This is a genomic window from Pseudomonas sp. S11P7 (assembly GCF_023195435.1).
GTDB classification, from domain to species: Bacteria; Pseudomonadota; Gammaproteobacteria; order Pseudomonadales; family Pseudomonadaceae; genus Aquipseudomonas; species Aquipseudomonas fluorescens_G.
Genome location: NZ_JALPKS020000002.1, coordinates 3,318,281 through 3,338,080 on the forward strand (window position 1 = coordinate 3,318,281; position 19,800 = coordinate 3,338,080).

Genomic DNA, 19,800 nt, shown 5'->3' on the forward strand with positions numbered 1-19,800 from the left:
TCAGTCGACAAATTGTTGCCAAGTATCTTTTACAGCAGGTCTTTTATCAACAATTCAGCCACCTGCACAGCATTGAGCGCTGCACCTTTGCGTACGTTATCTGACGTCAGCCACAGATTTAGTTCCGCCGGATCGTCGACACCGAGGCGCACGCGACCGACATACACCACATCCTGCCCCACCGCGTCGCCGACGGCGGTCGGGTAATCGCCGGCCTCGACCAGCTCGATGCCCGGCGCCGCTTCCAGCGCAGCGTTGACCTTTTCCAGGTCGACAGCCCGCGCCGATTGTAAGGTCACGCTAAAGCTATCGCCAAAAAACACCGGGGCTTGAACGCAAGTTGCGGAAATCTTTAGCGAAGGCTGCGCGAGCACCTGACGCAACTCGCGCACCAGACGCTTTTCCAGCAGCGTATGGCCCTGCGCATCAGGCGTGCCGACCTGAGCCAGCAAGTTGAACGCCATCTGCCGATCGAAAAAGGTCGGCTCAAGCGGACGCATGTTCAACAGCTCGGCGGTCTGCCGCGCCAGCTCGGCCACCGCTTCGCGACCTTGCGCGGACACCGCCAGATTGGCGGTGACGTTGACGTATTGCAGGTCGAGCAGATCAAGCAATGGCGCCAGCACCACGGCAAGCGACGTCGCCGAAGGACTCGGGCTACTGACCTGGAATGGCGCGCTCAAAGTGGCGAGCAGCTCGGCATTGGCTTCCGGCACCACTTGCGGCGCCTGATCGGCCGGCAAGGCGCCGGACAGGTCGATCAACGAACAACCGGCAGCATACGCACGGGCGGCGAAGCTCAGCGAGACCGCTGCGCCAGCGGCGAAAAACACCAGTTTGACCTTGCTGAAATCGAATTCGTCGACTTCACGCACGCGGACATTCTTATTGCGAAACAGCACCGAGCTGCCAGCCGATTCACTGCTGGCCAGCAGGTGCAGATTGCCAACGGGAAAGTCGCGCTCTTCAAGGATTTGCACGAGGGTTTCGCCGACAGTACCGGTGGCGCCGATCACGGCAATATCTAGGGTCTGGGTCATGCTGCGAGCCTCTGGTGAAACGGGGGGAGCGGCACTTTACCGGGTGGCTGGCGTGCAGGCAATTTCTGCCAGCGATCGCTCAGGCAAATGCCTGACCCATTCCAAAAATCAAAAGCCCCTCACCCTAGCCCTCCCGAAACGTCGGACCGCCCGTAGGGAGAGGGAACTGACCGTGGTGGATGCAAGAGCAACGCCGACCTGAAATACCGAGTCGAACACAAATTCTGAAAAGCCCAAAGATCGGCTCCCTCTCCTCGGGGAGAGGGCTGGGGTGAGGGGCGGATCCACCACAAACCCCAAGCCGAACAATCGCTTCTCACCACTCAACAATGAGCGTTAGCTCGAGTGCCCTTGATCTTGATCTTGCCTAACCGGCGACATCGGAAGGCTGAGTGGAGGGATTGATCCGGGCGTGGGAGCGCAGCGACCGTCTGGCGTAGCCAGACACAGCGGAAGGAGGTGCAGCGAAGCAAACCGTAGCCGCTGCGCCCGGATCGATCCCGCAGCGAAGGGACCCGAGCCTGCGAGGGCCGTACGTAGGAGCAAGCGTTTTTTGCTTACTTTTTTTGGCGTTTGAAAAAAAGTGAGTCGCCGTCAGGCGAAACCGCAAGCCGCCGTTACCGCAGCAACGGATATGTACTCCTCCAACCACCCGACAAAAAAACCCGCACCTCAAAAAAGGCGCGGGCTTCTTCATCACATCAACCAATCAACGCTCAAGCAAAATCCGCAGCATGCGACGCAGCGGTTCCGCCGCACCCCACAACAACTGATCGCCCACGGTAAACGCGCCGACAAACTGCGAACCCATGTTCAGCTTGCGCAGACGCCCAACCGGTACATTCAGAGTGCCGGTGACCTTGGTCGGGCTCAGCTCCTGCATGCTGATCTCACGGTTATTCGGCACCAGCTTGACCCAAGGGTTGTGCTGACTGATCAGCCCTTCGATATCAGCGATCGGCACATCCTTGTTGAGCTTGATGGTCAGCGCCTGGCTATGGCAACGCATGGCGCCGATGCGCACGCAGATACCGTCGACCGGGATCGGACTCTTGAAGCGACCGAGAATCTTGTTGGTCTCGGCCTGGGCCTTCCACTCTTCGCGGCTCTGACCGTTTGGCAGTTCCTTGTCGATCCACGGGATCAGGCTGCCGGCCAGCGGTACGCCGAAGTTTTCGGTCGGGTACGCTTCGCTGCGCATGGCGTCAGCCACGCGACGGTCGATGTCGAGGATCGCGCTGGCCGGGTCGGCCAGTTGATCGGCGACAGCGGCGTGGGTCGCGCCCATCTGCTTGATCAGTTCACGCATGTTCTGCGCGCCGGCCCCGGAGGCCGCCTGATAAGTCATGGCGCTCATCCACTCGACCAGACCGGCCTCGAACAGACCGCCCAGGCCCATCAGCATCAAGCTGACGGTGCAGTTGCCACCGATGTAGTTCTTGGTGCCGGCATCCAGTTGCTGATCAATGACCTTGCGGTTGACCGGGTCGAGAATGATCACCGCGTCATCGTTCATGCGCAGGCTGGAGGCCGCGTCGATCCAGTAACCCTGCCAGCCGGCTTCGCGCAGCTTGGGGAATACTTCGCTGGTGTAGTCGCCGCCCTGGCAGGTCAGGATCACGTCGAGGGTCTTCAACTCGTCAATGCTGTAAGCATCCTTGAGCGGAGCAATGTCCTTGCCCACCGACGGGCCTTGGCCACCGACATTGGACGTGGTGAAAAACACCGGCTCGATTAGATCGAAATCCTGCTCTTCCAGCATCCGCTGCATGAGCACGGAACCGACCATCCCGCGCCAACCGATCAGACCTACACGTTTCATCGCAACTACACCTTCTTGAAAAGTGGGCCGCTGCTTTGTATTGAATTTCGCAGCGGGCCCGAGAGATTACAGATTCCGCAGCGCGGCGACTACTGCGTCGCCCATTTGCTGCGTACCGACTTTGGTACAACCGGCCGAATGGATATCGCCAGTGCGCAAGCCCTGATCGAGCACGACGCTGACGGCTTTCTCGATGGCATCGGCGGCGTCGTGCAGATTGAAGCTGTAACGCAGCATCATCGATACCGACAGAATGGTCGCCAATGGGTTGGCAATGCCTTGGCCGGCGATGTCCGGTGCGGAACCGTGGCAAGGCTCGTACATGCCCTTGTTGTTGGAATCCAGCGAGGCCGACGGCAGCATGCCGATGGAGCCGGTGAGCATCGACGCTTCGTCAGAGAGAATGTCGCCGAACATGTTGTCGGTGACGATCACGTCGAACTGCTTCGGCGCGCGCACCAGTTGCATGGCGGCGTTGTCGACGTACATGTGGCTCAGCTCGACTTCTGGATAGTCTTTGGCCACTTGCTCGACCACTTCGCGCCACAGTTGGCTGGACGCCAGCACGTTGGCCTTGTCCACCGAGCAGAGCTTCTTGCCACGGACCATGGCCATGTCGAAACCGACACGGGCAATGCGGCGGATTTCGCTTTCGCTGTATGGCAGGGTGTCGTAGGACTGACGCTCGCCGTTGTCCAGCGTACGGGTGCCGCGCGGCGCGCCGAAGTAGATGCCGCCGGTCAATTCGCGAACGATCAGGATGTCCAGACCGGCAACGATTTCCGGCTTCAGGCTCGAAGCATCAGCCAGTTGCGGGTACAGAATCGCCGGACGCAGGTTGCCGAACAGGCCCAGTTGCGCACGGATTTTCAGCAGACCGCGCTCAGGACGGATGTCACGCTCGATGGTGTCCCATTTCGGACCACCGACGGCGCCCAGCAGTACGGCATCGGCAGCGCGGGCGCGGTCGAGGGTTTCGTCGGCCAATGGCACGCCGTGCTTGTCGATGGCCGCGCCACCGATCACGTCGTGGCTCAGCTCGAAACCCAGGCTGTACTTGTCGTTGGCCAATTCCAGCACCTTGACCGCTTCGGCCATGATTTCCGGACCAATACCGTCACCTGGGAGAATCAGAATCTGCTTGCTCATGCTTTCCTCGTGTCTTCAATCGGTGCGCCTTCACCGGCGCGCCCGGAAAAATGCTTATCGCTCGGCCATCAACACAATCACATCGGTACTGAAGGAGCCGTCGGCCTCAATTTCGAAATATTCGCGCACTTCGTTGCCCATCGATTGTTGCAACTGAACAATCGCGGCGCGCATCACCTCGGGGGTGCGCATGCGCTCAACCCAGCTGGTGTACTCCAGCCGCAGGCGCTGACGCGTGGTGCTGCGCACATGCAGCCCGGCCTCGCTGACCTGGCGCAGCCACTCGGCGGCGGAGTAATCGCGCACGTGGCTGGTGTCGCGCAGCACTTCGACGCTTTGCAGGTAAGTGTCGAACAGCGGAGTGCCCGGGGACAATACGTCCACGAACGCCGCAACACCGCCAGGCTTCAGCACCCGCCGCACCTCACGCAGGGCCACGCCGAGGTCGCTCCAGTGATGCGCCGAATAACGGCTGAACACAAAATCGAACTCGCCATCGGCGAACGGCAAACGCTCGGCGGCGCCGTTGACCGTGGAAATATTGCCCATCCCGCGTTCGGCCGCAGCGGCGGCGACCACGTCGAGCATCTGCTGCGACAGATCGTACGCCACCACTTCGCTGACCAGCGGCGCGACATGAAAACTCACATGACCGGCGCCGCAGCCCAGGTCCAGCACCCGCGCCGCGCCCTGCCCGGCCAGCTCGGCCTGCAGCAGGGCAAATTCACTGCCCTGCGCGTGAACGGCGCTGCTCAGGTAAGCGGCGGCCTGTTCGCCGAATTGCTTCTGGACGACCTGGGTGTGCTGGACGGTGCTGGTCATGGGACTTCCCTTTGATTTTGTGGTGCCTGTTCCGGCCTCATCGCTGGCAAGCCAGCTCCCACAGTGATTTGCGGTGTTCACAAAACCTGTGGGAGCTGGCTTGCCAGCGATGGGGCCCTCCCTGACTACATCAGCCTCGAATCAATCACGCGTCGCGAAACAACCAAGGCTGACTCACCCGGTGCTTCGCTTCGAACGTGGCAATCGCATCGCCGTCCTGCAAGGTCAGGCCGATATCATCGAGCCCGTTCAGCAGGCAGTGCTTGCGAAACGCATCGATCTCAAAACGGTACACCTTGCCATCAGGGCGGGTCACGGTTTGCGCTTGCAGGTCGATCTGCAATTGATAACCCGGCTCAGCCTCAACCTGCTTAAACAATTCATCGACTTCGGCATCGCTGAGGATGATCGGCAGCAAGCCATTCTTGAAACTGTTGTTGAAGAAGATGTCGGCGTAGCTCGGCGCGATGATGCTACGGAAACCGTATTCTTCCAGCGCCCACGGCGCGTGCTCGCGGCTGGAGCCGCAACCGAAATTCTCACGCGCGAGCAATACGCTGGCGCCCTGATAACGCTCGGCGTTGAGCACAAAATCCTGGTTCAGCGGGCGCTTGGAGTTGTCCTGGTACGGCTGGCCAACGTCGAGGTAACGCCACTCGTCGAACAGGTTCGGACCGAAACCGGTGCGCTTGATCGACTTCAAAAACTGCTTGGGAATGATCTGATCGGTGTCGACGTTGGCACGATCCAGAGGCGCGACAAGACCAGTGTGCTGGGTAAAAGCTTTCATGCTGCGCTCCTTTTAGATCAATTCACGAACGTCGACGAAACGACCGTTCACCGCTGCCGCCGCGGCCATGGCCGGGCTGACCAGGTGGGTACGGCCACCGGCGCCTTGACGGCCTTCAAAGTTGCGGTTGGAGGTCGAGGCGCAATGCTCGCCGGACTCCAAACGGTCCGGGTTCATCGCCAGGCACATCGAGCAACCCGGCTCACGCCATTCGAAACCGGCTTCGAGGAAAATCTTGTCGAGGCCTTCGGCTTCCGCCTGCGCCTTGACCAGACCGGAGCCCGGCACGACGATCGCTTGCTTGATGGTCGACGCCACCTTGCGGCCCTTGGCGATCACCGCCGCGGCGCGCAAGTCTTCGATCCGCGAGTTGGTGCAGGAACCGATGAATACGCGGTCGAGCTGAATGTCGGTGATCGCCTGATTGGCGGTCAGACCCATGTATTTCAGGGCGCGGACGATCGAGTCGCGCTTGACCAGATCCATCTCTTTGGCCGGGTCCGGCACGTTCTGATCAACGGCCAGAACCATTTCCGGCGAAGTGCCCCAGCTGACTTGCGGCTTGATCTGCGTGGCGTCGAGCTCAACCACGGTGTCGAACTGCGCATCGGCGTCGGAGACCAGATCTTTCCACGCTTCGACGGCCATGTCCCACTGCGCGCCTTTCGGTGCGAATGGACGACCCTTCACGTAGTCGATGGTTTTCTGATCCGCCGCCACCAGCCCCACGCGAGCGCCGGCTTCGATGGACATGTTGCAAATGGTCATGCGGCCTTCGACGGACAGATCGCGAATCGCGCTGCCGGCAAATTCGATCGCATGGCCATTACCGCCAGCAGTGCCGATCTTGCCGATCACCGCGAGGACGATGTCCTTGGCGGTCACGCCGAACGGCAATTGCCCTTCGACGCGCACCAGCATGTTTTTCATTTTCTTGGCGACCAGGCACTGAGTGGCGAGCACATGCTCGACCTCGGAAGTGCCGATACCGTGAGCCAACGCGCCGAAGGCACCGTGAGTCGAGGTGTGCGAGTCGCCGCAAACCACGGTCATGCCCGGCAAGGTCGCGCCCTGCTCCGGGCTGATGACGTGGACGATGCCCTGGCGCACGTCATTCATCTTGAACTCGACGATGCCGTATTCATCACAGTTGTCGTCGAGGGTCTGCACCTGCAAGCGCGAGACCTGGTCGGCAATGGCTTCGATTCCACCCTTGCGCTCTGGCGTGGTCGGTACGTTGTGGTCCGGGGTCGCGATGTTGGCATCGATGCGCCACGGCTTGCGCCCGGCCAGACGCAGGCCTTCGAAGGCTTGCGGCGAGGTCACTTCGTGAATGATGTGACGGTCGATGTAGATCAGCGCAGAGCCATCGTCGCGCTGCTTGACCAAATGCGAATCCCAGAGCTTGTCGTACAGCGTTTTGCCGGCCATCAGACGGTTCCTCATCAGCTTGTTTCTATGCCCTGGGCTTATCAATAACCCTTTGGCTTGTGAGGCCGATCCTATGGGGTTAGATTAAATAACTCAAATTCATATTTTTTATGCTTTGGATAACCGACTGGAATACTAAATGGATCTGGCCAACCTGAATGCTTTTATTGCCATCGCCGAGACCGGCAGCTTCTCCGGCGCTGGCGAGCGTCTGCACTTGACCCAACCGGCGATCAGCAAGCGCATCGCCGGGCTGGAGCAGCAATTGAAGGTGCGCCTGTTCGACCGTTTGGGCCGTGAAGTCGGCCTGACCGAGGCCGGCCGCGCCCTGCTGCCACGGGCTTATCAGATCCTCAACGTGCTGGATGACACCCGCCGCGCCCTGACCAACCTGACCGGCGAAGTCAGCGGCCGCCTGACCCTGGCCACCAGTCACCACATCGGCCTGCATCGTTTACCGCCCTTATTAAGGGAATTTACTCGCCGCTACCCACAGGTCGCGCTGGATATTCAGTTCCTCGATTCGGAAGTGGCCTACGAAGAGATTCTCCACGGTCGCGCTGAACTGGCCGTCATCACCCTCGCGCCGGAGCCGCATGCACTGGTGAGGGCGACGCCAGTCTGGGACGACCCGCTGGATTTCGTGGTCGCCCCGGAGCACTCGCTGATCAATAACGGCGCCGTCAGTCTGATCGACATTGCCGGCCATCCGGCAGTTTTCCCCGGCGGCAACACTTTTACCCACCACATCGTCCAGCGGCTATTCGAGGCCCAGGGCCTGACGCCAAACATCGCCATGAGCACCAATTATCTGGAAACCATCAAAATGATGGTCTCGATCGGCCTGGCCTGGAGCGTGTTGCCGCGCACCATGCTGGATGAGCAAGTGGCAAGCATCGCATTGCCGGGCATACAGCTCAGTCGCCAGCTAGGCTATATCCTGCACACCGAACGGACGCTCTCGAACGCGGCAAGAGCCTTCATGGCCTTGCTGGATGCACAAACCGATCTGCCAGGGACTTGAGGCCGACTTGTGCTACTCCTGTAGAGCCGCGATTGCTGTGCCTAACGCCACCATCCGCTCAAGGCCTGTCCACAATGCCGAAATCTGTTGACCGAACTCCGCCGATGCCGCGTATCCAGGCGATTGACCCGCGCCACTCCGAGCAGAGCTGGGAAAGCGCGCCGCAATTGCTGGCGGCGCTCAACGGCGCCCGGCTCGGCGCCTGGTACTGGGACATTGAGCGCGGGCAGATCAGCTGGTCGCGCGGCACCCAGGCCCTGTTCGGCTTCGATCCGCGGCAACCGTTGCCCGAAGATCTGGAATATCTTGATCTGCTGCCACCGGAGGACCGGGCCAAAACCGTTCGGGCCTTCCACGCAGTGATCGCCGGGGCGCCACTGGAACAGGCGATGCATCACCGCATCCGCTGGCCCGACGGCAGCCTGCACTGGCTGGAAATCAATGGCAGCCTGCTGCCGGACAAAAACGGCCGCCCCCGAATGATCGGGGTGATTCGCGAAATCACCCACCAGCGTCAACGTGAACAGGCGCTGAGCAGCTCGGAAAAACGTTTCGCCACACTTTTCCACCTGTGCCCCAACATGGTGCTGCTGACCCGTCAGGAAGACGGCTTGATCAGCGAAGCCAATCAATACTTTGAAAGTCTGTTCGGCTGGCCAGTGCAGAATGCCATTGGTCGAACCACCCTCGAACTTGGCCTGTGGGTGCATCCCGAGCAGCGCGCCGAACTGGTGAAAAAAACCAAGGCCAAGGGCGAACTGATCAGCATGGAAGTGCAGTTTCGCGCCAGCAATGGCCAGGTGCATGACGGCATTCTCAGTGCACAGAAAGTCGAACTCGAAGGCCAGCCGTACCTGCTCAGCACTTTCCTCGACACCACCGAACGCAAAGCCGCCGAGCTGGCCCTGAAAGACAGCCAGGAACGCCTCGACCTGGCGCTCGATTCGGCGCAGCTCGGCACCTGGGACTGGCACATCCCCAGCGGCATGCTCTACGGCTCGGCACGGGCCGCGCAATTGCACGGGCTCGACCCGATTCCGTTTCATGAATCATTCGAGGCGTTTTTCGAAGGTGTGCCCGGCGAAGAGCGCGACAGCATGCGCGATGCCTACCGCAGCCTGCGCGAAGGCCCGGCGGGCAATTATCAACTGACGTATCGAGTACAACTGCCGGACGGCAGCTCGCGTTATCTGGAAAGCCGCGCGCGCCTGTATCGCGATGACAATGGCGCGCCGCTGCGCATGGCCGGGACGCTGCTGGACATCACCGATCAGGTTGAGCGCGAGCAGCGCCTGGTGGCCTCGGAAGAAAAATTCGCCACGCTGTTTCAGGTCAGCCCGGACCCGATCTGCGTCACCCGCCAGGAAACCGGCCAGTTCATCGAGATCAACTCCAGTTTCACCCAGACGTTCGGCTGGAGCGCCGCTGACGTAATTGGCCACACCGCCGAAGAAATCGGCCTGTGGGACGCCTCGGCAAAAAGCCTGCAACGCATTGAACGGGTCATTCGTGAGCAGGGTTTGAGTAATGTCGCGATCATCGTCCAGCACAAGGACGGCCAGTCGCTGACCTGTGTGATTTCCAGTCGGCAGATCAGCGTTGGCAATCAGCCGTGCATCGTTACCACGTTGCGCGATATCACTCAGCAACAGCGCTCCGAAGCGGCGCTGAAGGCCAGCGAGGAAAAGTTTGCCAAGGCGTTTCATTCCAGCCCGGACGCCATCACCATCACCGAGCGCGATACCGGACGTTATCTGGAGGTCAACGACGGTTTTTGCCGCCTGACCGGCTATCGCGCCGACGAAGTGGTGGGCAAAACCGTGTATCAGGTCGGCATCTGGGCCGAGGAAAAACAGCGCTCGGCATTGCTCGCCGAGTTGCAGATCAAGGGGCGCGTGCATCATCAGGAAATGCTCGGGCGTAACAAGCGCGGGGAATTGCTGACCGTCGAGGTCTCGGTCGAGCCGATCACCCTCAACGAAACCGCCTGCCTGCTGCTGACCGCGCGCGATGTCAGCCTGCTGAAAAACGCCGAAGCGCAGATCCGCCATCTGGCCTATCACGACCCACTGACCAACCTGCCCAACCGCGCCTTGCTGATGGATCGCCTGAGCCAGCAGATCGCGCTGCTCAAGCGCCATAACCTGCGCGGCGCCCTGCTGTTTCTCGATCTTGACCACTTCAAGCACATCAACGATTCGCTGGGGCATCCGGTCGGCGACACCGTGCTGAAAATCATCACCGCGCGCCTCGAAGCCAGCGTGCGCATGGAAGACACGGTCGCGCGCCTCGGTGGCGACGAATTCGTCGTGCTGCTGAGCGGTCTCGAAGGCTCGCGCAGCGACGTCAGCGAACAGGTGCGCGCGCTGGCTGACACCATTCGCGAATTGCTCTCCGAGCCGATGTTTCTCGACGGTCAGCGCCTGCAAGTGACGCCGAGCATCGGTGTAGCACTGATTCCCGATCACGGCTCGACGCCGACCGACCTGCTCAAACGCGCTGACATTGCCCTGTATCGGGCCAAGGACTCCGGGCGCAACACCACGCAGATGTACCACAACACCATGCAGAAAGCCGCGAGCGAGCGGCTGCGCATGGAGACCGACTTGCGTCTGGCGCTGTCACGCGGCGAGTTCAATGTGCATTTTCAGCCGCAAGTCGATGCGCGCGACAACCGCATCATTGGCGCCGAAGCGCTGGTGCGCTGGAACCATCCGCAGCTGGGCGCGCAATCGCCCACCGAGTTCATCAAGGTGCTGGAGGACAGCGGGCTGATTCTCGAAGTCGGCACCTGGATCCTCGACGAAGCCTGCAATGCCTTCAAACAACTGATCGCGCTGCGGCTGGTTGACCCACTCGATTTCAGCCTGTGCGTGAACATCAGTCCACGACAGTTCCGCCAGAACGATTTCGTCGAACGCATCGAACACAGCATGACCAGCCACGGCCTGCCCTGCTCGCTGCTGAAACTGGAAATCACCGAAGGCATCGTCATCCAGAATCTGGAAGACACCATCGGCAAGATGCGCCGCTTGAAAAAGCTCGGCGTGAGTTTTGCCATGGACGATTTCGGCACCGGTTATTCATCGCTGACTTACCTCAAACGCTTGCCGGTGGACACGTTGAAAATCGACCAGTCATTCATCCGCGACGCGACCACCGACCCGAACGACGCCGAGATCATCCGTGCGATTGTCGCCATGGCGCGTAGCCTCGAACTTGAGGTGATTGCCGAAGGTGTGGAAACGCCGGAGCAGCTGGCGTTCTTGCAGGGGCTGGGCTGTCATTTGTATCAGGGGTATCTGCACAGTCGGCCGGTGGCCCTGGAGGATCTGAAAAGGTTGCTGCCCTGAGCGACCGCCAGCAAATGGCAACAGAGCAACAATTGCCATGATTTGCGCCAGCCTGTAGGGTCGCGGTTTTGCGCCGTTTCGAGAGCAACCATGCAGGATGCAACCCTCACCCGCCCGGCCCTGCTGGGCATCGACCTTGGCACTACCAACAGTTTGATCGCCATCTGGCGAGAAGGCCGCGCCGAGCTGATCCCCAACGCACTCGGCGAGGTACTGACACCGTCGGTCGTCAGTCTCGATGAAGACGATACGATTCTGGTCGGCGCAGCCGCCCGCGCCCGCCTGACCACGCACCCGGAACGCAGCGCCGCCGCGTTCAAACGTTTCATGGGCAGCGACAGGCAAATCCGCCTCGGCGCCCGCCTCTTCAGCCCCGAAGAGTTGTCGGCGCTGGTGCTCGGCTCGCTCAAGCAAGACGCTGAAGCTTTCCTCGGCCACGCGGTCTCGGAAGCGGTCATTTCCGTCCCGGCGTATTTCAGCGACGAGCAGCGCAAGCGCACCTTGTTTGCCGCCGAACTGGCCGGACTGTCTGTGACCCGCCTGATCAATGAACCGACCGCTGCCGCCATGGCGTACGGGCTGCACGAGCAGAAGTTCGAACGCACGCTGATTTTCGATCTGGGTGGCGGCACCTTCGACGTCACGGTGCTGGAATATGCGTTGCCGCTGATCGAAGTGCACGCCTCCACCGGCGACAATTTTCTCGGCGGCGAAGACTTCACTGCCGCCCTGTTGCAGGCCTGCCTCAAGCACTGGCAACTGGACGCGACGCAGATCGATGCGCAAGCCATGGCCAGGCTCGGTGATGCGCTGGAACAGCTCAAGCGCAAGCTCGGCGAAGGCACCCAACAGTTGAGCTGGCGCCAGGCCGAGCAGACGTTCGAATGGGCGCTGGACGAAGCCACCGCCGTAAAGATCTGGGAACCACTGCTCGCCCGCTTGCGCGCACCGATCGAACAGGCCCTGCGCGATGCCCGGTTAAAACCGCGCGACCTCGACAGCCTGGTCCTGGTCGGTGGCGCAACGCGCATGCCGGCGGTGCAACAAATGGTCGCCACGCTGTTCGGGCGCCTGCCTTACCGGCATCTCGATCCGGACACCATCGTCGCGCTGGGCGCGGCGACGCAGGCAGCGTGCAAGGCGCGCGACGGTGCGGTCGAGGAGTTGATTCTGACGGATGTCTGTCCTTATACGCTGGGGATCGAAACCCTGCGCGGCAAAGGCATCGAAGGCGCCTTTTCGCCAATCATAGAACGCAACACCATTATTCCGACCTCTAGAGTCGAGCGTTACTACACAGCTCATCCACGGCAAGCGTTGATCCGGATTGCGGTTTACCAGGGTGAGCGGCCATGGGTACGCGACAACATTCTGATTGATGCCTTCGATGTCGCCTTGCAGCCCAGCGAAGACATACAAGCGCTGGACGTGCGTTTCAGCTATGACATCAATGGCCTGCTTGAAGTTGACGTCACGCTGCTCAACACAGGCGAACGTCACAGCCACATCATCGACCGCAGCCCCACCGGTCTGGACGAACAGGACCGGGAGGCCAGCCACGATCGTCTTTCGACGCTGAAAGTGCACCCACGCGACGCTTTGCCCAACCGTACGTTACTGGCGCGGCTGGAGCGAGCATGGATGCAAAGTCTGGGCAGCCAGCGCGAGCAGATTGCCGAATGGTTGCACAGCTTCACCACAGTGCTCGGCGGCCAGCAATCCGCCGAGATCGCCAACCAGCGCTCTGCGCTGAATGACGCACTGGATGAGCTGCGTCTTTAGCCATTCAGTCGTCGTAAAGCCGCTTGCAGCCCGCCGGACAACATATCTTCCCCGCTGTCCGGCGGCACGCCATAACGATTGGGCAACTTGTCTCCGGGAAACCCGAACAACACCAGCGGCAGGAATGGCAGAAACGGCGACAGCCCAAGAAATATCAGCAGCGTGGGAATACCACGGCCCATGTCATGCAACCGTCGCAGCACGGCCGCGAACAACAGTAGAACGCCCAGCAACAAGATGATAATCCCGCCGATCGTCGTACCCGTTATCAGCCCGGCTATCGGTGCTGTCACGACGCATCCCACGACCTGAGCGATAAAAGCCTTGCGCCCCAACCGCGATCCGAGGCGCCAGAAAGCCTTCGCCGGTACTGGCTGAACATCACTGTTGGCCAGCAATAAACGTTCCGACCAAGAGAGCAACGCACACAGGGCCAGGCGCATGCCCACGCTGTTCTCAACGTCATCCTTGCCCTGCTGCAACTGGCGCAATACTCGCGTTTTTGGCACACCCGCAGCGCCGTAGCGAATCAAGCTTTTCAGCGCATCCAGCGCCTCGTAGGTCAACAGTTTGTCGACACCGAAGTCTGCCAATACCTTGCGCGGCGGCCACACCGGTTCGCCCTTGATCAGACCATCACGAAAACCTTCGAACCAGTCGTCCTCGCACGTGACCGCTGCGATCGATTGCAACAATGCCCGATGTTGCTCCGCGCCCAGGCTTGGGTCGTGATAGAGCACGCCCCAGAACATCAACAAGCCCAGCAGATCGTCGCCGCACGCGGCACGGTCGCTTTCGACGCAGGTGTAAAGCAGGGTATTGGCGGGCAGCCTGGCGCTGTCGAGAGCCTGCTCGACACTGAACAACTGTTGCACCAGCAAACCGTGCACAGGATCGTCACCCTGCAGCCAACCCAGCAAACCGGCGCCATTGCCCTGCTCACGCAGCAAGCGCCGCAATAGCGGCTGCAGTCGGCTCAAAGGATGCGCAGGATTGAACGGCAAACGCTCCAGACACTGTGCATCAATCAACTGCAGCCAGCGCTCGGGTTGCTCCAGCAATGCCAGCAGAAACACTGTCTGAGCGTGCCACTCCCATGCGGCCGCTCCCAACCCGATCGGCGGCAAACCTGTCGCGCGCCGACTCAACTGGAGCATGAGATCAAGCTCCGAGAGGTCATTGCCGTCTTTGACCGCACTCAGTTCGAACGCGTCGGCAATGCGTGCAAGAGCCGTGTCGCTATAGGGCCGCAAGCGCTGCAACCACAGACGACAAACTTTATGCAGCGCACCTTCGGACAACGCGAGCGGCAATTGCGGTGAAAGTGTTTGCGAGTCAGTGAAAGCGCTCATGGCCTGCGCAACAGGCGCCTTGGCCAGCCAATGCAGATGTTGCCTGGCCTGATACTTGAGGCCGCTCAAAACCAGGCATTCCAGCGCGTCGACCGGGAGCGGTTCGTCGACAATCTGCTGCAACAAGGCCGAATCACCGCGATGCAGCGCCCAGGCGTGCCGGTACAGACGCAGCAAACGGCTGTCGTGGTTTTCGCCGATCAACTGCGCGAGCAACGGCAGCTCGTCGCCCGCCATGCGCCAATCAACAAAGCTCTGCGCCAGCGTATCAAGTTTGAGCCGTCCGACACCCAACCAGCGGGTCAACGTCTCGGGCCGTTGTGACGGACTGCCATACATTTGGCACTCAGCACCCAGATCGCCCGGCCAAACGGCGCAGTCCTCCAGACGATCGAAGGCCTGAATCAGCAACGGCAGAAAGGTTGGCTGACGCTTCGCACACAGCTCCAGCAAGCGACTCTCGGCCGCGGGATGGCGATGTTCGCTCCAGAGCCGAATCCAGCATGGAAACGCTTGATCGTCGTGCCCCAGCAGACTGTACTGACACGCCAGCAGGTACAGCCAGTCGACGTTATCCGGCGCGGCATCGTGCTGTTCGGCACAGCACTGCAGGAATGTCAGCGCGCCCATCCCCGCTTGGGTGAACTGCACCAGCAGACGCTTGAGGTACGCGGCATCATTGGGCAACGGCAGACACGTGTGCCGACTGGCGAAATCTGCGAACTCGTGAAGAGGACGCTGAGTAAATATGAAATCGAGGCTACGGGCATACCACAGCGACTCGGTCTGTGCCGGCTCTGACCAAGCGCTCATCAGATCCGTGTCGAACGGGTCGGGCGTTTTGATGCGCTGCAAAAAGCCTTCTACCGCTTGCGCATCGTCGAATGCCAAATCCAACAATTGCTGGTCCCAGGCCATGCGTTGCGCCAACAGATTCGCACAACGGTAGGACAACGGACCGGCGCCGGAAAGTCGGTGGTACAAGCCCCAGTTGAGGTCATCGAAAACCTCCAGTGACAAGTCATCCAGCGTCCGGATGAATGCCTGCCATGCCGCGTAATTGAACCGGCGCGCGGGATCATCCAGCAGCGCACAGAAATCCAGGAAAGCTTGAGGCGCCCGAACGACATTGGTTTGTGCAGTGTCGGTCTCGTCTTCAGCCTCTTCCTCCTCATCACGGGCCAGACGCAGGGCGCTCTCGTAGGCCATGCGTAACGCCTGAAAACCTTCCGGGTCGGTTTCCGGATGATGTGCCGGCAAACGGGCGCGGTAGGCGCTGCGAATCAGGGTTTCGTCGTTAGTCGGCTCTATGCCCAGTCGAATCCAGCAACTCATGACCAGTCGAACTCCCCAAGCGATGCCGGACGAGGCGGCGGATCAATGTCCATGTGCCAAGGCAGATCGGCGAGAAAATGTGGAATGTTTTGCGCAAGGCCTCGGGCAATTCTGGTGTTGAAAGCGCTGGTGCCCTCACGACTCATCTCGACCGCCAGTTCATCGTCGCTTTTGCTCATGCAGCACCAAAAGGTTCGTCCCACCAGAAAGCCATTGAAGTAAGCCATCCAGCTGCCGTAATGGAACTGCGCCCTCAACGCCAGACGACTGTGCAACCAGTTGCTCTCGGCGAGATCGATCCAGTTATTGCGCACCGCACAGCGCAACAGAAATCCCATGCGGCCGTAATCCCATGACAGAATTCCACCGGGGCCGCAGCTGCCGAAGGTGCGGCTGGCAAATTCGTGGAGGACACGCTCGCGCGGGCTCAGATCATCCAGCAACGACTGCCATTCACTCGGCAAACAACGCTGCCACGCCAGATAGGCCGCAGCGAGGTGTCTGGCATGGCCGTCATCGGTCATCGCTTCGAGCATGCCGAACAATTGCTGGCGATCATCGATACCCCAACTCTCTTTGAGGTCGATGTATCGATCGTTGCAGAACGCGGGGTCGTCGTACCCGGCGCCGGTATTGAGCGCGGCCATGGGTGCGGACAACGCACACAGCCAGCGCTGTTGAATCTCGTCCATGAAAGAAGGCTCCAGGCCGACTGCTGCGAAATGGGGGTCGGCAAAACTGCGCAGATTGTAAAGAGCCCTGACAACAGCAGCAAACGCCGCGTCAGCTTTCCTTCGCCCACAAAAAGGCCCCGATGTATCGGGGCCTTTTGTTCAGCGGCTTATCGTCAGTTCAGACGATTGTGTTGCTGCACATGACTCAGTGCTGCAGCGCCGGCTGTTGCGCACCATTGATTGGAATGCGCTTGGCTTTCGCCTCTTCAGGGACCACACGCAGCAGGTCGATGCTCAGCAGGCCGTTGCTCAGGTCCGCGGCCTTGATCTCGATGTGATCGGCCAGACGGAACGACAGCTTGAACGCACGCTGGGCGATGCCCTGATGCAGGAAGGTCACACCTTCGTTGGCGTCACGCTTGCCACCACTGATGGTCAGCACACCTTTTTCCACCTGCAGCTCCAGGTCTTCTTCCCGGAAACCGGCGGCGGCAACGACGATACGGTATTGGTCATCACCGTGTTTTTCGACGTTGTAAGGTGGGTAGCTGCTGCCTGGCTCGTTGCGCAGGGCGGTTTCGAACAGGTCGTTGAAACGGTCGAAACCTACCGAGGAACGGAACAGTGGCGCGAGAGAAAATGCAGTACTCATGATTCAAATCTCCTGAAAACAATCAGCAAGGTTTTGTGTCTCCGCGACCCGAATTCGGCATCGCGTACCCCTTAGATAGGGACCGCTGTTTGCGTTTCAAGAGATTATTTTCAGATTTTTTATGCGGCCTCGACGAACGGCAGACCGAGCAGACGCGAGACCTGATCGGGCTCGGTTTCGCGGCGCAACACCGTGAACAGTTCGGTAGCTTGCGGGTAGTTGCGCGTCAACATCGCCAGCCATTGCTTCAAGCGACCCGGCGATTGGCGCGCAGTCATTTGCGCTTTGGCCTGCAGCCAGAAATCCTGAATCAACGGCATCAGCTCGGCCCAGGTCATCTCGACCACTTCTTCACCGGCGCGGGCCGCAGCGATCTGCCGGGCCAGATCCGGGCGCGACACCAGTCCACGACCGAGCATGATGTCTTCGACGCCGCTGATCTCGCGGCAGCGGCGCCAGTCTTCGACGCTCCAGATATCGCCATTGGCGAACACCGGCACTTTGACCACGTCTTGTACCCGGGGAATCCACTCCCAATGTGCCGGCGGTTTATAGCCGTCCATTTTGGTCCGCGCGTGAACCACGATGTGCTCGGCGCCGCCCTCGGCCAGCGCCGTGGCGCAGACCAGCGAGCCGTCGGGGCTATCAAAACCAAGGCGCATTTTCGCCGTGACCGGAATGTGCGCAGGCACCGCGCGGCGGACATGCTCGACGATCTGGTTAAGCAGTTCCGGCTCCTTGAGCAGTACCGCGCCGCCACGGGACTTGTTGACGGTCTTGGCCGGGCAACCGAAGTTGAGGTCGATCACCTCGGAACCGAGTTCGCAGGCCAGCGCTGCGTTTTCTGCCAGGCATACCGGATCGGAACCGAGCAATTGCACGCGCAACGGCACACCGGAGGCCGTGCGTGCACCATTGAGCAGCTCAGGGCCGAACTTGTGGAAATAGGCTGGCGTGAGCAACTGATCGTTGACCCGGATGAATTCGGTCACGCACCAGTCGATGCCGCCAACGCGGGTCAGCACGTCACGCAGGATGTCGTCGACCAACCCCTCCATGGGCGCCAGAGCAATTTGCATGGGAACACACTACTTGAAGAAAAACGTGCGGCAGTTTACTGGATTACGCCCTGTGGGAGCGAGCCTGCTCGCGAAGGCGTCGGGTCAGTTATGCCTATATCAACTGACCGACCGCTTTCGCGAGCAGGCTCGCTCCCACAGGTTCAGATTTGAGTGGTTGCCGGGAGCTGGATCGCCGGGCCGTAGCCTTCGATGAACTCGGCTGGCATGCGCTTGGGCTTGCCCGTCGACAATTCGATGCAGACAAACGTGGTCTGCGCACGCAACAGCGTGGCGTTGTCGCTCGGGCGCTTGAGCTGGAAATGCCGGGTCATTTTCAGGCGCTGGTCCCAATCGACGATCCAGGTCGACAATTGCAGTTCGTCGCCTTCGTAGCCAGCAGCCAGATAATCGATTTCATGGCGTACTACGGCCATCGCCCGATCCAGTCGCCGGTACTCGACCAGATCCAGACCCAGACGCTGCGAGTGGCGCCAGGCGCAGCGCTCAAGCCAGGTCACATAAACCGCATTATTGGCGTGACCCAGCCCGTCGATGTCCTCGGCACCTACTTGCAGATCAATGGTAAACGGCGTTGCCCGATCCCAGCCCATGCCCCACTCCCGGTCGATGTATTGAACCGGGGCAGTGTAACGGATGCCTACGCCGATTGGCGCGCCTGAAGGCTGCGACCGGCCAGCAGTGATAACACGCCATCAATGACTCGAGGGTCGGCCAGCACCCGCTGATGCCCGCCGCTTTCGAGGCGCAACAGACGACTGTCGAACCAGGCCTCGTGGATCAACTGCGACTCTTTTACCGAAACAAAATTGTCGTCCTCGGCATGCACGATCAGGCCGGGCATATCCAATTGATAGCGCGCCACATCAAGGGTCGCGGCGCGCATGCCGACGTCCTGCTCGACTTGACGAATAAACGCCGCGCGCGCGCGCGGCGGCATGCCAACCATACGGGCAAAACCACGCAACACACCGAGAATGCGTGCCGGCGCGGCGATGCTGACGAGGGTTTCAGTACGCAAGCCCATTTGCACAGCGAGCATCGCGCTGGCACCGCCCATGGAATGGCCGATGACGGCTTGCAGCGGCGGCAACTCAGCCGCGGCTTCGAGCATGGCGCGGGCAAACAACACCACATTGGCTTCGCGCCCCGGCGAACGCCCATGGGCCGGGCCGTCCAGGGCAACGACGGTGTAACCGGCACCGACCAGTGCCGTGATCAACGCGGCGAACTGGGTTGGCCGCCCTTCCCAACCATGCATCAGCAGCACCGCCGGGCCCTGGCCCCAACGCAATGCGGAGAGACCGAAGCGCAAGGTGATGCGCTCGGCACTGGCCAGCATCGGCAGTTCCCAGTCGCGCAGGGGCAGCGCGCGCGGTGTCATGAACACCAGACGCATTTTGCTCGCCACCCGTTTCGGTGCAATCCAGCCCAAGGTACCGTTAACGCCACGAACCCACTTCAACGCGTTCATCGCTCTCTCCTCAGGCAGGAT

15 protein-coding genes are annotated in these 19,800 nt (G+C 60.6%); 3 read left to right on the forward strand and 12 right to left on the reverse strand.

Annotated elements, in window-relative coordinates; genetic code table 11:
- Window positions 1-29: 29 nt before the first annotated feature.
- From M0746_RS15375 to leuC, 6 genes are all read right to left on the reverse strand, one after another.
- Window positions 30-1,040 (reverse strand): aspartate-semialdehyde dehydrogenase, encoded by a 1,011-nt coding sequence (locus tag M0746_RS15375; RefSeq protein ID WP_258449790.1) that lies wholly within the window; start codon window positions 1,038-1,040, stop codon window positions 30-32.
- A 709-nt stretch (window positions 1,041-1,749) separates the two neighbouring features.
- Window positions 1,750-2,862: an aspartate-semialdehyde dehydrogenase gene (asd, locus tag M0746_RS15380; RefSeq protein WP_039762046.1), complete on the reverse strand. Its 1,113-nt coding sequence runs from the start codon at window positions 2,860-2,862 to the stop codon at window positions 1,750-1,752.
- Between the two features lie 66 nt (window positions 2,863-2,928).
- Entirely contained in the window at window positions 2,929-4,011 is a 1,083-nt protein-coding gene (leuB, locus tag M0746_RS15385; RefSeq protein ID WP_090282646.1) for a 3-isopropylmalate dehydrogenase, read from the reverse strand.
- Between the two features lie 54 nt (window positions 4,012-4,065).
- On the reverse strand, window positions 4,066-4,833 hold the full coding sequence (locus M0746_RS15390) for a class I SAM-dependent methyltransferase (RefSeq protein WP_258449791.1): 768 nt from the start codon (window positions 4,831-4,833) through the stop codon (window positions 4,066-4,068).
- A 145-nt stretch (window positions 4,834-4,978) separates the two neighbouring features.
- Complete coding sequence (leuD, locus tag M0746_RS15395) at window positions 4,979-5,623, reverse strand: 3-isopropylmalate dehydratase small subunit (protein ID WP_258449793.1); 645 nt, start codon at window positions 5,621-5,623, stop codon at window positions 4,979-4,981.
- A 12-nt stretch (window positions 5,624-5,635) separates the two neighbouring features.
- The gene (leuC, locus tag M0746_RS15400; protein WP_258449794.1) at window positions 5,636-7,054 is read right to left on the reverse strand and encodes a 3-isopropylmalate dehydratase large subunit; all 1,419 of its coding nucleotides are present in this window, start codon (window positions 7,052-7,054) and stop codon (window positions 5,636-5,638) included.
- Window positions 7,055-7,193: 139 nt separating this feature from the next.
- Here leuC and M0746_RS15405 point away from each other — a divergent pair, with 139 nt between their 5' ends.
- From M0746_RS15405 to M0746_RS15415, 3 genes are all read left to right on the forward strand, one after another.
- Window positions 7,194-8,078: a LysR family transcriptional regulator gene (locus M0746_RS15405; protein WP_258449795.1), complete on the forward strand. Its 885-nt coding sequence runs from the start codon at window positions 7,194-7,196 to the stop codon at window positions 8,076-8,078.
- A 74-nt stretch (window positions 8,079-8,152) separates the two neighbouring features.
- Window positions 8,153-11,431: a PAS domain S-box protein gene (locus tag M0746_RS15410; RefSeq protein ID WP_258449796.1), complete on the forward strand. Its 3,279-nt coding sequence runs from the start codon at window positions 8,153-8,155 to the stop codon at window positions 11,429-11,431.
- A 90-nt stretch (window positions 11,432-11,521) separates the two neighbouring features.
- Entirely contained in the window at window positions 11,522-13,213 is a 1,692-nt protein-coding gene (locus tag M0746_RS15415) for a molecular chaperone HscC (RefSeq protein WP_258449797.1), read from the forward strand.
- On the opposite strand, the gene M0746_RS15420 is transcribed toward M0746_RS15415, so the two are convergent.
- The 6 genes from M0746_RS15420 to M0746_RS15445 form a co-directional block, all read right to left on the reverse strand.
- Window positions 13,210-15,900 (reverse strand): DUF805 domain-containing protein, encoded by a 2,691-nt coding sequence (locus tag M0746_RS15420; RefSeq protein WP_258449798.1) that lies wholly within the window; start codon window positions 15,898-15,900, stop codon window positions 13,210-13,212. The genes M0746_RS15415 and M0746_RS15420 overlap by 4 nt on opposite strands.
- Entirely contained in the window at window positions 15,897-16,592 is a 696-nt protein-coding gene (locus M0746_RS15425; protein WP_258449799.1) for a DUF1266 domain-containing protein, read from the reverse strand. Before M0746_RS15425 ends, M0746_RS15420 begins: the two co-directional genes overlap by 4 nt.
- Window positions 16,593-16,779: 187 nt before the next feature.
- A complete protein-coding gene (locus tag M0746_RS15430) occupies window positions 16,780-17,226 on the reverse strand; it encodes an Hsp20 family protein (RefSeq protein WP_258449800.1) in 447 nt (148 codons plus the stop codon).
- Window positions 17,227-17,345: 119 nt separating this feature from the next.
- Entirely contained in the window at window positions 17,346-18,305 is a 960-nt protein-coding gene (locus M0746_RS15435; RefSeq protein WP_258449801.1) for a tRNA dihydrouridine synthase, read from the reverse strand.
- A gap of 143 nt (window positions 18,306-18,448) precedes the next feature.
- The gene (locus M0746_RS15440) at window positions 18,449-18,898 is read right to left on the reverse strand and encodes an acyl-CoA thioesterase (protein WP_258449802.1); all 450 of its coding nucleotides are present in this window, start codon (window positions 18,896-18,898) and stop codon (window positions 18,449-18,451) included.
- A gap of 47 nt (window positions 18,899-18,945) precedes the next feature.
- On the reverse strand, window positions 18,946-19,779 hold the full coding sequence (locus M0746_RS15445) for an alpha/beta fold hydrolase (protein ID WP_258449803.1): 834 nt from the start codon (window positions 19,777-19,779) through the stop codon (window positions 18,946-18,948).
- Window positions 19,780-19,800: the final 21 nt, after the last annotated feature.